This is a genomic window from Streptomyces sp. NPDC005728 (assembly GCF_040630895.1).
GTDB lineage: Bacteria > Actinomycetota > Actinomycetes > Streptomycetales > Streptomycetaceae > Streptomyces.
On record NZ_JBEXYL010000016.1, the window covers coordinates 23474 to 36809 of the forward strand.

The 13336-nt window shown below is 69.4% G+C and carries 13 protein-coding genes and 1 riboswitch; of the genes, 3 read left to right on the top strand and 10 right to left on the bottom strand.

All coding sequences use genetic code 11. The annotated features are described in order from the left end of the window. Positions 1–20: 20 nt before the first annotated feature. Positions 21–986: a helix-turn-helix domain-containing protein gene (locus ABZ471_RS13795; protein ID WP_359065888.1), complete on the bottom strand. Its 966-nt coding sequence runs from the start codon at positions 984–986 to the stop codon at positions 21–23. A gap of 92 nt (positions 987–1078) precedes the next feature. Between ABZ471_RS13795 and ABZ471_RS13800 the strand changes: the two genes are divergently transcribed. Then, positions 1079–1333: a hypothetical protein gene (locus ABZ471_RS13800; protein WP_359065890.1), complete on the top strand. Its 255-nt coding sequence runs from the start codon at positions 1079–1081 to the stop codon at positions 1331–1333. On the opposite strand, the gene ABZ471_RS13805 is transcribed toward ABZ471_RS13800, so the two are convergent. The 8 genes from ABZ471_RS13805 to ABZ471_RS13840 form a co-directional block, all read right to left on the bottom strand. After that, positions 1246–2265 carry a ribonucleotide-diphosphate reductase subunit beta gene (locus ABZ471_RS13805; RefSeq protein WP_359065892.1) on the bottom strand — a complete coding sequence of 340 codons (1020 nt, stop codon included), beginning with the start codon at positions 2263–2265 and terminating at the stop codon, positions 1246–1248. The genes ABZ471_RS13800 and ABZ471_RS13805 overlap by 88 nt on opposite strands. Beyond that, complete coding sequence (locus ABZ471_RS13810) at positions 2265–4637, bottom strand: ribonucleoside-diphosphate reductase subunit alpha (RefSeq protein ID WP_359065894.1); 2373 nt, start codon at positions 4635–4637, stop codon at positions 2265–2267. The genes ABZ471_RS13805 and ABZ471_RS13810 overlap by 1 nt, the downstream gene beginning before the upstream one ends. A 125-nt stretch (positions 4638–4762) precedes the next feature. Beyond that, positions 4763–4900, bottom strand: a riboswitch (cobalamin riboswitch). A 39-nt stretch (positions 4901–4939) separates the two neighbouring features. Next, the gene (locus ABZ471_RS13815; RefSeq protein WP_359065896.1) at positions 4940–5446 is read right to left on the bottom strand and encodes a GNAT family N-acetyltransferase; all 507 of its coding nucleotides are present in this window, start codon (positions 5444–5446) and stop codon (positions 4940–4942) included. 126 nt (positions 5447–5572) lie between these two features. Beyond that, on the bottom strand, positions 5573–7183 hold the full coding sequence (gene mctP / locus ABZ471_RS13820; protein ID WP_359065898.1) for a monocarboxylate uptake permease MctP: 1611 nt from the start codon (positions 7181–7183) through the stop codon (positions 5573–5575). After that, positions 7180–7446 carry a DUF3311 domain-containing protein gene (locus ABZ471_RS13825; protein ID WP_359065900.1) on the bottom strand — a complete coding sequence of 89 codons (267 nt, stop codon included), beginning with the start codon at positions 7444–7446 and terminating at the stop codon, positions 7180–7182. The genes mctP and ABZ471_RS13825 overlap by 4 nt, the downstream gene beginning before the upstream one ends. A gap of 137 nt (positions 7447–7583) precedes the next feature. Continuing rightward, positions 7584–8348 carry a GntR family transcriptional regulator gene (locus ABZ471_RS13830; RefSeq protein WP_359065902.1) on the bottom strand — a complete coding sequence of 255 codons (765 nt, stop codon included), beginning with the start codon at positions 8346–8348 and terminating at the stop codon, positions 7584–7586. Between the two features lie 223 nt (positions 8349–8571). After that, positions 8572–9357 (bottom strand): glucosamine-6-phosphate deaminase, encoded by a 786-nt coding sequence (nagB, locus tag ABZ471_RS13835; protein ID WP_359065904.1) that lies wholly within the window; start codon positions 9355–9357, stop codon positions 8572–8574. A gap of 123 nt (positions 9358–9480) precedes the next feature. After that, on the bottom strand, positions 9481–10233 hold the full coding sequence (locus tag ABZ471_RS13840) for an SDR family oxidoreductase (RefSeq protein WP_359065906.1): 753 nt from the start codon (positions 10231–10233) through the stop codon (positions 9481–9483). A 96-nt stretch (positions 10234–10329) separates the two neighbouring features. Between ABZ471_RS13840 and ABZ471_RS13845 the strand changes: the two genes are divergently transcribed. After that, positions 10330–10992, top strand: coding sequence for a TetR/AcrR family transcriptional regulator (locus ABZ471_RS13845; protein ID WP_359065908.1), 663 nt, complete (start codon positions 10330–10332; stop codon positions 10990–10992). A gap of 350 nt (positions 10993–11342) precedes the next feature. After that, positions 11343–12809, top strand: coding sequence for a PAS domain-containing sensor histidine kinase (locus ABZ471_RS13850; protein WP_359066080.1), 1467 nt, complete (start codon positions 11343–11345; stop codon positions 12807–12809). 211 nt (positions 12810–13020) lie between these two features. Here the strand turns inward: ABZ471_RS13850 and ABZ471_RS13855 are convergent, their stop codons facing one another. After that, positions 13021–13278, bottom strand: a complete 258-nt coding sequence (locus tag ABZ471_RS13855; RefSeq protein WP_016639615.1) for a WhiB family transcriptional regulator — start codon at positions 13276–13278, stop codon at positions 13021–13023. Positions 13279–13336: the final 58 nt, after the last annotated feature.

Consider the following 13336-nt stretch of genomic DNA (forward strand, 5'->3'; position numbering starts at 1 on the left):
GCTGAACGACCGGCGCGCGCTCAGGCGGCCTCCGGGCCCCTGAACGCGCGCCGGTAGGCGTTCGGGGTCGTGCCCAGGGCGCGGACGAACTGGTGGCGCAGTGCCGCCGCGGTACCGAACCCGGTGCGCGAGGCGATCGCGTCCACGGTCTCGTCCGTGCCCTCCAGCAACTCTTGTGCCAGCAGCACCCGTTGGCGCAGGATCCAGCGGTAGGGAGTCGTCCCCGTCTCCTGCTGGAAGCGGCGGGCGAAGGTGCGCGGCGCCATATGGGCGCGGGCGGCGAGCTGTTCGACGGTCACGTCCTGGTCGAGGTGCTCCTCCATCCACACCAGGACCTCGCCGACCGTGTCGCACCGGGTCTTGGGCAGCGGCCGCTCGATGTACTGCGCCTGTCCGCCGTCCCGGTGCGGTGGCACCACCATGCGCCGGGCGATCTTGTTGGCGACGTCCGGGCCCTGTTCCTTGCGGACGATGTGCAGGCAGGCGTCGATGCCGGCCGCGGTGCCGGCCGAGGTGATCACCGGGTCCTCGTCGACGTACAGGACGTCCGGCTCGATGACCGCCCTCGGATTGCGCAGCGCCAGCTCCTTGGCCTGCCGCCAGTGCACACTGCACCGCCGCCCGTCGAGCAGTCCGGCGGCACCGAGCACGAAGACGCCCGAACACACGCTCAGCACGCGCGTGCCCCGCTCGACGGCTCGCACCAGGGCGTCGAGCAGCGCGGGCGGATACTCCCGCCAGACGTAGTCGCTCCCGGCCGGCACCGCGATCAGGTCGGCCTCCTCCAGCCGCTCCAGACCGTACGGCGTCGACACGGTGAGTCCGCCGACATGGGTGCTCAGCGCTTCGCCCTCCGCCGAGACCACGGCGAAGTCGTACACCGGCAGGCCCTCGTCGCTGCGGTCGATGCCGAACACCTCGCACACCACACCCAGCTCGAAGGGGTGCACACCGTCCAGCAGCACGGCGGCCACGTTCTTCAGCATGCCTTCAGTGTGCCCCGACAGTGGCAGTAAATCGAGGGTGTACGGCAGTCCTGCCACTCCCGGTAAGGAGCATTCAGCGCGACAGTAGTGACATGAACGGAAATCAGATCGAAGGCCTGATCGGAATACTCGTCACGTTCGGCATCCTGGTCCTCCTGGTCCTCCCGTCCGTGCTCGGCATCGTGCGCGACAGGCGCATCGACCGGCAGCTCAGGGAGGCCCAGGAGAACCGCGGAGGGAGCCAGCGGGAAAAGGAGGCTCAGAAGTCCTCGTCCAGGTCGACCGTGCCCTCCACGGCGACCTGGTACGCCGACGGGCGGCGCTCGAAGAAGTTCGTCAGCTCCTGAACGCCCTGCAGCTCCATGAAGGAGAACGGGTTCTCCGAGCCGTACACCGGGGCGAAGCCGAGGCGCGTCAGGCGCTGGTCGGCGACGCACTCCAGGTACTGCCGCATCGACTCGGTGTTCATACCGGGGAGGCCGTCACCGCACAGGTCGCGCGCGAACTGCAGCTCGGCCTCGACGGCCTCCGCCAGCATGTCGGTGACCTGCTGCTGCAGCTCGTCGTCGAAGAGGTCCGGCTCCTCCTTGCGGACGGTGTCGACCACGTCGAAGGCGAAGGACATGTGCATCGTCTCGTCGCGGAACACCCAGTTGGTGCCGGTGGCGAGACCGTGCAGCAGACCCCGGCTGCGGAACCAGTAGACGTACGCGAAGGCGCCGTAGAAGAACAGGCCCTCGATGCACGCGGCGAAGCAGATGAGGTTGAGCAGGAAGCGCCGGCGATCGGCCCTGGACTCCAGGCGGTCCAGCTTCTCCACCGAGTCCATCCACTTGAAGCAGAACTCGGCCTTCTCGCGGATGGACGGGATGTTCTCCACGGCCGCGAAGGCGGCGGCGCGGTCGTCCGGGTCCGGGAGGTAGGTGTCGAGCAGCGTCAGATAGAACTGGACGTGCACGGCCTCCTCGAAGAGCTGGCGGCTCAGGTACAGCCGCGCCTCCGGGGAGTTGATGTGCTTGTACAGCGTCAGCACCAGGTTGTTCGAGACGATCGAGTCGCCCGTCGCGAAGAAGGCCACCAGGCGGCCGATCAGGTGCTGCTCCGACGGCGTCAGTTTCGCCAGGTCGGCGACGTCCGAGTGGAGGTCGACCTCCTCGACGGTCCAGGTGTTCTTGATGGCGTCCCGGTAGCGCTCGTAGAAGTCCGGGTAGCGCATGGGGCGCAGAGTCAGCTCGAAGCCGGGGTCGAGCAGGTTCTTCTCGGTGTTCGGGACGGTCATTACTGGCAGGCCTCGCAGGACTCGGGGTTCTCAAGGGAGCAGGCGACGGCGTCGGGGTCGGCCACCTGCTGGACGGGGATGGTCGCTGGTGCCTGTGCCGCGCGGGCGATGCGGGTCGCCGGGCGCGAGCGCAGGTAGTACGTCGTCTTCAGGCCCGACTTCCAGGCGTACGCGTACATCGAGGAGAGCTTGCCGATGGTCGGCGTCTCCAGGAAGAGGTTCAGGGACTGTGCCTGGTCCAGGAACGGGGTGCGGGCCGCGGCCATGTCGATCAGGCCGCGCTGCGGGATCTCCCACGCCGTGCGGTACAGCGCCCGGATGTCCGCCGGGATCCACGCGAAGCCCTGCACCGAGCCGTTGGAGTCGCGCAGCGCCTCACGGGTGCGCGCGTCCCAGACGCCCAGCTCCTTGAGGTCCTGCACCAGGTAGGAGTTGACCTGGAGGAACTCGCCGGACAGCGTCTCGCGCTTGAACAGGTTGGAGACCTGCGGCTCGATGCACTCGTACACGCCTGCGATGGAGGCGATGGTGGCGGTGGGCGCGATCGCCAGCAGCAGCGAGTTGCGCATGCCGACCGCGGCGATCCGCTCGCGCAGCGCCGCCCACCGCTCGGGCCAGGTCAGCTCGGCGTCGTAGTGGTCGGGGTGCAGCACGCCCTTGGCCGTACGGGTCTTCTCCCAGGCCGGCAGCGGGCCGTTGCGCTCGGCCAGGTCGGCGGAGGCCTCGTACGCGGCGAGCATGATGCGCTCGGCGATCCGGGTGGACAGCGCCTTGGCCTCGGGCGAGTCGAAGGGCAGACGCAGCTTGAAGAAGACGTCCTGCAGACCCATCGCGCCCAGGCCCACCGGACGCCACTTCGCGTTGGAGCGGCCCGCCTGCTCGGTCGGGTAGAAGTTGATGTCGACCACGCGGTCGAGGAAGGTGACGGCCGTGCGGACCGTCTCGTCGAGACGCTCCCAGTCGATGTCCCCGTTGCCCACGAACGCACCGAGGTTGACCGAACCCAGGTTGCAGACCGCCGTCTCGCCGTCGTCCGTGACCTCCAGGATCTCCGTGCACAGGTTGGAGGAGTGGATGACGTGGCCCGGCTCGGCGGTCTGGTTGGCCGTGCGGTTGGCGGCGTCCTTGAAGGTCATCCAGCCGTTGCCGGTCTGCGCGAGGGTGCGCATCATGCGGCCGTACAGGTCGCGGGCCGGGATGGTCTTCCGGGCCAGCCCGTCGGCCTCGGCCCTGCGGTAGGCCGCGTCGAACTCCTCGCCCCACAGGTCGACCAGCTCCGGCACGTCCGCCGGGGAGAACAGGGACCACTGCTCGTCGGCGTTGACCCGGCGCATGAACTCGTCCGGGACCCAGTGCGCCAGGTTGAGGTTGTGCGTACGGCGGGCGTCCTCACCGGTGTTGTCGCGCAGCTCCAGGAACTCCTCGATGTCGGAGTGCCAGGTCTCCAGGTACACCGCGGCCGCGCCCTTGCGCCGGCCGCCCTGGTTCACGGCGGCGACGGAGGCGTCCAGGGTCTTCAGGAACGGGACGATGCCGTTGGAGTGCCCGTTGGTGCCGCGGATCAGGGAGCCGCGCGAACGGATCCGGCTGTACGACAGACCGATGCCGCCGGCGTGCTTGGAGAGGCGGGCGACCTGGTGGTAGCGGTCGTAGATGGAGTCCAGCTCGTCCAGCGGGGAGTCGAGGAGGTAGCAGGACGACATCTGGGGGTGCCGCGTACCGGAGTTGAACAGGGTGGGGGAGGAGGGCAGGTAGTCGAGGCGGCTCATGAGCCCGTAGAGCGCCGCGACCTCGTCCACCGAGCGGGCCGTGTCGTCCTCGGCGAGGCCCGCGGCGACACGCAGCATGAAGTGCTGGGGCGTCTCGATCACCTGGCGGGTGATGGGGTGCCGCAGCAGGTAGCGGCTGTGCAGCGTGCGCAGGCCGAAGTAGCCGAAGCGGTCGTCGCCGGCCGCGTCGACCAGCGCGTCCAGCCGCTCGGCGTGCAGCCGTACGAACTCCGCGGTGCGGTCGGCGACCAGGCCCTCGCGGTGGCCCACGGCGACGGACTCGGTGAAGGACGTCACGCCCTGCGAGGCGGCCTCGGTGCGGATGGTGATGGTCAGCAGCCGGGCGGCCAGCCGGGAGTAGGCGGGGTCCTCGGAGATGAGTCCGGCGGCCGCCTCGGTGGCCAGCTCGCGCAACTCCGTCTCGTCCGCGCGCGCGGACCGGCCCCGCAGCGCGGCCGCGGCGACCCGGCCGGGGTCGGCGTCGGGGAGGTCGGCGGTCAGCTCGGTCAGGGTCCGCAGCAGCGCGGCACCAGGACCGTCCGTCTCCACCGGGGCTCCGGTCGCCTGGATGGCTGAAGCCGGGGCGGCTGGCGCGATGGTCACGTGGGGCTCTCCCTCGCTCGGCACGGGGGCCTGGCGGAGGGCAGGGGGCAGCACGAGCGCGCACGGCGTCGCGTCCACCGGCCCACTCCACGAGGCCCGGACGTCTGAAGGCACCCGGACCGGACGGCCGGGCGCGCGCTGCCGGCAGGTCCTCGGACTGGACAGGCGTGCGGATGCACGCAAGTACACCGTTGCGGGACAGTTCCGGATTCGCACCGGATTCCCCTGCGGCGACAGCGAGGACGAGCATACATCTAGTGCCGGGCTGTCGTGTCACCCCCAGATGTTGTGTCGCTGTCGCTTCAGAGGGTCAACTCATAGGTGAGGAGAGTGATCTCGGCCAGGTGGGGAAGGGGGCTCCAGTCCCGCTCGGGCGTGCGAACGAAACCCAGGCGCTCGTAGATGCGGTGGGCGCTGTGCATGGCGCCCTGCGTGGACAGGACGACGCGGGTGCATCCTGCGGTACGGCGTGCCCGGTCGATGCAGGCGCGCACGAGGGCCTCGCCGGCGCCCTGGCCGCGGCCGGCATGCGCGACCGCGAGCATGCGGATCTCGGCCTCTCCCGGGCCCGCTATGTCGGCCATGGGGCCGCCGGAGGGGACGAAGGTGGCGCCGCCGAGGAGCGTGTCCTTCCGGACGGCCACGAGGACGTCCGCCGCGGCGGCCCGTTTCGCGACGTCTCGCAACTCGCCGAGGTAGGCGTCGCTCTCGCCGAAGTCGAGGAGTCCGTCCTGGAGGTAGGCCTGGGCGGTGATCTCGCCCAGAGCGGCGTATTCGGTGGGCTCGGCCGACCTGACGAGGATGTCCATGGTGCGAGTGTGCACGACGGCGGGCCGCCGGTGGTCCTGCTTTCCGGGGGCCCGCTGCGGGTTCTCTGTGGCTGGTGGCGCCCACGCGGCGGGGCCGTATCCGATACGGCCCCGCTCTGCGCGGCTCTAGTGGGTGCTTCCTGCCGTGGCGGGCGGAAGCTCCACCTCGACGCCCGGGTCGCCCGCGTCCGCCGTGTAGTCCTGCGGCCTGGTCTCGTCGAGACCCTCGGGGGCCTTCACGGCCTTCAGGACGAAGGTGAGGACGACGGTGACGACGACGTTCAGCACGAACGCGGTCAGACCGATGTAACCGATCTCCCCGATGCCCGGGATCTCCTTGGAGTTGCCGCCGAAGTGCTTCTGCGTCGGCGAGGCGATCCCGTACGCGGCGACCGTGCCGTAGACCATGCCGACCGCCCAGCCGGCGAGCAGCGCCCAGCGGTGGAGCCAGCGTGTGAACAGGCCGCCGACCAGGGCCGGGAAGGTCTGCAGGATCCAGATGCCGCCCAGCAGCTGGAAGTTGATGGCGACCGTCTTGTCCATCGTCAGGACGAAGACCAGCGCGCCCACCTTCACCAGCAGGGACACGAGCTTGGAGACCCGGGTCTCCTCCTCGGCCGTGGCGTCGGGCCTGATGAAGTCCTTGTAGATGTTGCGGGTGAACAGGTTCGCCGCCGCGATGGACATGATGGCCGCGGGCACGAGGGCGCCGATGCCGATCGCCGCGAAGGCCACGCCCGCGAACCAGTCCGGGAACATGTCCTCGAACAGCTGCGGGATCGCCAGCTGTCCGTTGGTGACCTTCACCCCGGCCGCGATCGCCATGAAGCCGAGCAGTGCGAGCAGGCCCAGCATCAGCGAGTACAGCGGCAGGATCGTGGTGTTGCGCCGGATCACCTCACGGCTCCGGGACGACAGCGTCGCGGTGATCGAGTGCGGGTACATGAACAGCGCGAGCGCCGAACCGAGCGCCAGCGTGGCGTACGTCCACTGGCCCGCGGGGGCCGGCACGAGCCCGCCCGCACCCGCCTTCGTGAACTTCTCGCCCGCCTTGGCGAAGATGTCGTCGAACCCGCCCAGCTTGATCGGGATGTAGATGATCGCCACCGCGATGACGATGTAGATCAGCGTGTCCTTCACGAACGCGATCAGCGCGGGGGCCCGCAGACCCGACGAGTACGTGTACGCGGCCAGCACGCCGAAGGCTATGAGCAGCGGCAGGTCCTTGACGAACCAGTTGGTGTTCTCGCCGCCACCGACGCCCATCACGTCCAGCACGGCCTGGATGCCGACCAGTTGGAGCGCGATGTACGGCATCGTCGCCAGGATGCCGGTGACCGCCACGGCCAGCGACAGGCCCTTGGAACCGAAGCGGCCGCGCACGAAGTCCGAGGTCGTCACGTAGCCGTGCTTGTGCGAGACCGACCACAGGCGGGGCAGGAAGGTGAAGATCAGCGGGTAGACCAGGATCGTGTACGGCACCGCGAAGAAGCCGGCCGCGCCCGCCGCGTAGATCGCCGCCGGTACGGCGACGAAGGTGTACGCCGTGTACAGGTCGCCGCCGAGCAGGAACCAGGTGATCCAGGTGCCGAACGACCGTCCGCCCAGGCCCCATTCGTCCAGCGACTGCTCGTTGTCGGGCCGGCGCCAGCGCGCGGCCAGGAAGCCCATGACCGTGACGGCCAGGAAGAAGAAGATGAAGACGCCGAGCGCGACGCCGTTGACGCCGTCCTTCATCGGGTCGCTCCCTCGTCCTGCGTGGCCTTGCGGGCGCTCTGGTCACGCTGCCACAGCTTGTAGGCGAGCATCGTGAGTGCGGTGGAGATGACGACCCACAGCATCTGGTACCAGTAGAAGAACGGGATCCCGATGAACGCGGGATCCGTCTTGCCGTACGAGCCCACCCACAGCATCGCCGCGAAGGGCGCGACGAGACACAGACCGATGATCACGCGGACCGGTGTCACGACCGGTGGTCTCACTTCGGGTGTTTCGGACATGCCACGGCTCCGTCCCCTTGCTGATCATCTGTTGTAATGCGCAGGCAATCTAGGTGACGGTGTCAGCGCAGCGGAAGACCTCGTCCGCATATCGGTATGTCGATTTCGGGTCTGTGATGTGAAGACGCCAACTCAGGTCAGTCCTGAGGGCGCTTGAGCCTCGCCACGAACTTGTACCGGTCGCCTCGGTAGACGGAGCGCACCCACTCCACCGGCTTGCCCTCGTGGTCCAGGGAGTGGCGGGAGAGCATCAGCATCGGCAGGCCCACGTCGGTGCCGAGCAGGCCTGCCTCGCGCGGGGTGGCCAGCGAGGTCTCGATGGTCTCCTCGGCCTCGGCGAGATGGACGTCGTAGACCTCGGCGAGGGCGGTGTACAGGGAGGTGTACTTCACCAGCGAGCGCCTGAGGGCCGGGAAGCGCTTGGCCGACAGGTGGGTGGTCTCGATCGCCATCGGCTCGCCGTTGGCCATGCGCAGCCGCTCGATGCGCAGCACGCGTCCGCCGGCCGTGATGTCGAGCAGCTCGGCAAGCCGGTCGTCGGCGGTGATGTAGCCGATGTCCAGCAGCTGCGAGGTGGGCTCCAGGCCCTGGGCGCGCATGTCCTCGGTGTACGAGGTGAGCTGCAGTGCCTGCGAGACCTTCGGCTTGGCGACGAAGGTGCCCTTGCCCTGGATGCGTTCGAGCCGGCCCTCGACGACGAGTTCCTGCAGGGCCTGGCGGACGGTGGTGCGGGAGGTGTCGAACTCGGCCGCCAGCGTGCGCTCGGGCGGGACCGGCGTGCCCGGCGCCTGTGTCTCCGTCATGTCGAGCAGGTGCTTCTTCAAGCGGTAGTACTTGGGCACGCGCGCGGTACGGACGGTCGTCCCTGCCTCGTTCTCCGCACTGCCGACGTCGGTGCTCATGCTCTGCCTTCCCGGCTCCTGATGCCGAAAGCGACCGACATCCCATCGGCCACGGCTCACATCGTGGCACGGCTTGCCGTGTCAGGGATCCACCCGCACGCTCCGTGATCTCCTCTATATACCGTCGGACCCGCTGTTGGTCTAGTCCAACAGGGCGCAGGGCTGGCGGCGACGGTGCCTCGATGCCGCCGCCAACTCCGGGACGGCTGTCCCGCCCCCATGTCTAGATCCCCTGCCAGTCCGGCTTGTTGGCGTAGGTGTGCCGGAAGTAGTCGGCCAGTTTGAGCTTGGACGCGGCGGCCTCGTCGACGACCACCGTGGCGTGCGGATGCAGCTGGAGCGCGGAGGCCGGGCAGACGGCCGCGACCGGTCCCTCGACGGTCGCGGCGACCGCGTCCGCCTTGCCCTCGCCCGTCGCGAGCAGCACCAGGTGCCGGGCCTCCAGGATGGTGCCGATGCCCTGGGTGATCACATGGTGCGGCACCTGCTCGATGTCGCCGTCGAAGAAGCGCGCGTTGTCGATCCGGGTCTGCTCGGTCAGCGTCTTGATCCGGGTGCGCGAGGCGAGCGAGGAGCACGGCTCGTTGAACCCGATGTGTCCGTCCGTGCCGATCCCGAGCAGCTGGAGGTCCACGCCGCCGGCCTCGGCGAGCGCCCGGTCGTACGCCTCGCATGCCGCCTGGACGTCCTTGGACGTGCCGTCCGGCCCCGTGAAGGCGTCCATTCCGATCCCGAGCGGCTCCAGTACCTCCCGGCGCAGCACCGAGCGGTAGGACTCGGGGTGCTCGGCGGGCAGCCCCACGTACTCGTCGAGCTGGGCTATGCGCGCCCGTGAGGCGTCCACGGCGCCGGAGCGCACCTTGCCGGCCAGCGCCTGGTAGATGGGCAGCGGAGTGGAGCCGGTCGCCACACCGAGCAGCGCGTCGGGCTTGCGTCGCAGCAGCTGGGCCATGGCCTCGGCGATCAGCTCGCCACCCGCCGCGGCGTCCGGAACGATGACAACTTCCACGCTGGGCCTGCCGTTCTGAAGAGGGCCGGGAGATCTGGAGAGAGGTCCGAGCAGAGTCTCTATGTGGTTTAGACCAATCTAACAGAATTCGGGGTCCGAAGGCGTGCCGGAGGACGGTTCTTCCTAGGTCAGTGAACCCCCCGTCGCGTCCATCCAGCTCCCCGTCACCCACCGCCCGGCGTCCGACGCGAGGAACGCCACCACATCCGCCACGTCGGCCGGCGTTCCCACCCGGCCGAGCGCCGACACCGACGCGGCCTGCGCCCAGCCGTCCGGCGTTCCGTGCAGGAACCCGGCCGTGTTGTCCGTGTCGATGATGCCGGGCGCCACCGAGTTCACCGTGATGCCGCGTGCACCCAGCACCTTGGACAGATCGCGGGTGAAGACGTCCAGCGCGCCCTTCGTCATCGCGTACGCCATCTTGTCCGGCATGGCGGCGGTCCGGGCCAACCCCGACGAGATGTTGACGACCCGCCCGCCGTCCCGCAGCCGCGACAGGCCGTACTTGCCGATGAAGAACGGTGCCTTCACGTTCACGGCGAAGACCCGCTCGTACTCCTCCTCCGCTATCTCGCCGATCGGGGGCGCCGTACCGATCCCCGCGTTGTTCACCAGGATGTCCAGCCCGTCCGCATGCCGGTCGAACTCCTCCCACAGCCGCTCGGCACCCCCCGGCACCCCCAGCTCCACCCCGATCGCGAACGCGGCGCCGCCCTCCGCCTCGATCGCGGCCACCGTCTCCTCGGCCGCCGCCTCATTGCTGCCGTAGTGCACCGCGACCCGCGCCCCGTCCCGCCCCAGCCGCTCGGCGATGCCCCGCCCGATACCCCGGCTCGCGCCCGTGACCAGTGCTGTCTTCCCCGTGAGCACACCCATGTCCGCCACCCCTCCACAATTGTCTAGCGGTCGCTACAGAAAAACCGTACAACACGCCGCCGACATTTCTCTAGGGGGCGCTATAAAATGCACCCCATGGTGAGCGCTCGGGACACGGCCCAGGAGACAGCCCCGCAGACGGCGGAGGCGAAAGAGCAGGTCAGGGCAGGCAGGTCCCGTGGCCGACCGCGCTCCTTCGACCGTGCCACCGCACTGGAGAAGGCGCTCATGGCCTTCTGGGAGCACGGCTACGAAGCCACCTCGGTCTCCGATCTCACCCGGATCATGGGCATCGGCGCCCCGAGCCTCTACGCGGCCTTCGGCGACAAGAGGTCCCTGTTCGAGGAGGTCGTCCAGGTCTACGCGGGCACCCACGGCGCCTTCGGCGACCGCGCCCTCGCCGAGGAGCCCACCGCCCGCGCCGCCGTGGCGCGGATGCTGCGCGAGGCCGCCGCGGAGTACACCGACCCCGCCCACCCCTACGGGTGCCTGATCGTCCACGCGGCCACCAACTGCACCAGCCCCGAGGTCGAGCTGCTGCTGCGGGAGCGGCGCAACGCGAGCATCGGCACGCTCGAGTCCCGGATCCGGGCCGACACGGCCGCCGGGCGGCTGCCGTCCGGCACCGACGCCGCCGTGCTCGCCCGGCACGCCGGGGCGATGATTCAGGGCATGTCCCAGCAGGCCCGGGACGGGGCGAGCCGGGGGGAGTTGGAGGCGCTCGCCGAAATTGCCATGGCCATCTGGCCCCGCGGCTGATCCGGGCGGGCTAGGCTGCGTGGCATCGTGTGCCACCAGACCGCAACGTATACCTTCGCGCGCATGGACACGTCATCGTGGTCTAGTCCACAATGCGTAAGACACAATCGTACGGAAAACTGAACAGCTTCCGTCTTCCCCGCACAGGAAGACGGACCGAGGAACCGGCGCTCTCTGCCCTGACTGCCCCGGATCCTCGGCCTTCGGCCGATCGGGACCGCACACCCCGCGGCCGATGATGCTCCGGGCTGCGGTGCCGGGAGGGTTGAGGGTCCCTCCCAGGCGCCGCGGCCCGCGGGTGTTTTTTCGGCCATTTGTAGAGCCCCGGGTACGCTCGCACCGTGCCCTCCATGAACGAACTCGTACGCCAGCACACGGCCCTCGACGACTCCGATCTCGAGTGGCTCCACCTGCTGGTCTCGGAGTGGCAGCTGCTCTCCGACCTCTCCTTCGCCGACCTGGTCCTGTGGGTCCCCACCCGCGACGGCACCCGGTACGTGTCGGTCGCCCAGATGCGCCCCAACACCGGCCCGACCTCCTACCAGGACGACATGGTCGGCCACCTGGTCCCGCGCGGCCGGCGGCCCATGCTGGACGCGGCGCTGGACGAGGGCCGCATCGTGCGCGAGGGGGACCCGGAGTGGCGCGAAGAGGTCCCCGTCCGGGTCGAGTCGATCCCCGTACGGCGTGAGGGCCGCGTCCTCGGCGTCATCGCCCGCAACACCAACCTGCTGACCGTGCGCACCCCGAGCCGCCTGGAGCTGACCTACCTCCAGAGCGCCTCGGACCTTGCGCAGATGATTGCAGCAGGATCGTTCCCCTTCCCCGGCCAGCAGGTCGACATGGACGCCTCGCCGCGCGTCGGTGACGGCCTGATCCGGCTGGACGCGGACGGCATGGTCCAGTACGCCTCCCCGAACGCGCTCTCCGCCTACCACCGTCTGGGCCTCGCCGCCGACCTGGTCGGCCAGCACCTGGGGCAGACCACGGCCGAACTCGCCCCGACCCGGGGCCCGGTGGACGAGGCACTCGCCAAGGTGGCGAGCGGCTGGGCGCCGCGCGAGTTCGAGATCGAGACCAACGACGGGGTGATCCAGTTCCGGGCCATTCCGCTCAAGCCCAAAGGCCCCCGGACCGGTTCCCTGGTGCTGTGCCGGGACGTCACCGAACTCCGGCGCCGCGAACGAGAGTTGATCACCAAGGACGCGACCATCCGGGAGATCCACCACCGGGTCAAGAACAACCTGCAGACCGTCGCGGCGCTGCTGCGTCTTCAGGCCCGGCGCATCGGCTCCGAGCGCGGCCGGGAGGCGCTGGAGGAGGCCGTGCGCCGGGTCGGCTCGATCGCGATCGTGCACGAGACGCTCTCGCAGAACCTGGACGAGCGCGTGGAGTTCGACGACATCGCCGACCGGGTCCTCGCGATGGTCGCCGAGATCTCGCCGGGCAAGGTGGCCGGCCGGCGCAGCGGACGGTTCGGGATCCTCGACGCCGAGGTCGCCACCCCGCTGTCGATGGTCCTCACCGAGATCCTGCAGAACGCCCTGGAGCACGGCTTCCGCGAGGGCGACACCGGCACGGTCGAGGTCTCCGCGGTCCGTGGCGGCACCACCAAGGAGGCCCGCCTGCTCGTCACCGTCCAGGACGACGGGGTCGGCCTGCCCGAGGGCTTCGACCCGCACCGCTCGGGCAACCTCGGTCTGCAGATCGTACGGACGCTGGTGGAGGGCGAGTTGGGCGGCACCTTCGACATGGTCCCGGCGCCGGAGCGGGGGACCCGGGTGATCCTCGACATTCCGGTGCGGGCACAGAAGTAGGAACCACCCGGACGGCCGAACGGGAAGCGCCCGAAAGGGCCCCGAACAGCATTGAACCCCGGACCACTTGGTGGTCCGGGGTTCAAAGCTCGTTGCTGCTCTGCTATGTCGCTAAGCGCATCGGGGGTACTGCGCGCTGCGGCTCGGGGGCGGGAGATGCGTACGCGCTGTACGCGCCGCCAAGCTCAGGCTGTCAGCAGGGGTGGGACTGTCAGGCGGAGGCCTGACGGGCCCGGTTGCGGGCGGCGCGGCGCTTCATGGCGCGGCGCTCGTCCTCGCTGAGACCACCCCAGACGCCGGAGTCCTGACCGGACTCGAGCGCCCACTGCAGGCACTGCTCCATGACGGGGCAGCGACGGCAGACGGCCTTGGCTTCCTCGATCTGCAGCAGCGCAGGACCGGTGTTGCCGATGGGGAAGAAGAGCTCGGGGTCTTCCTCGCGGCAAACGGCGTTGTGACGCCAGTCCATGGCTGCTACCTCTCCTTGGTATTACGTGCAAGTTGCTTGTGAATGTGAACGCTTTCAC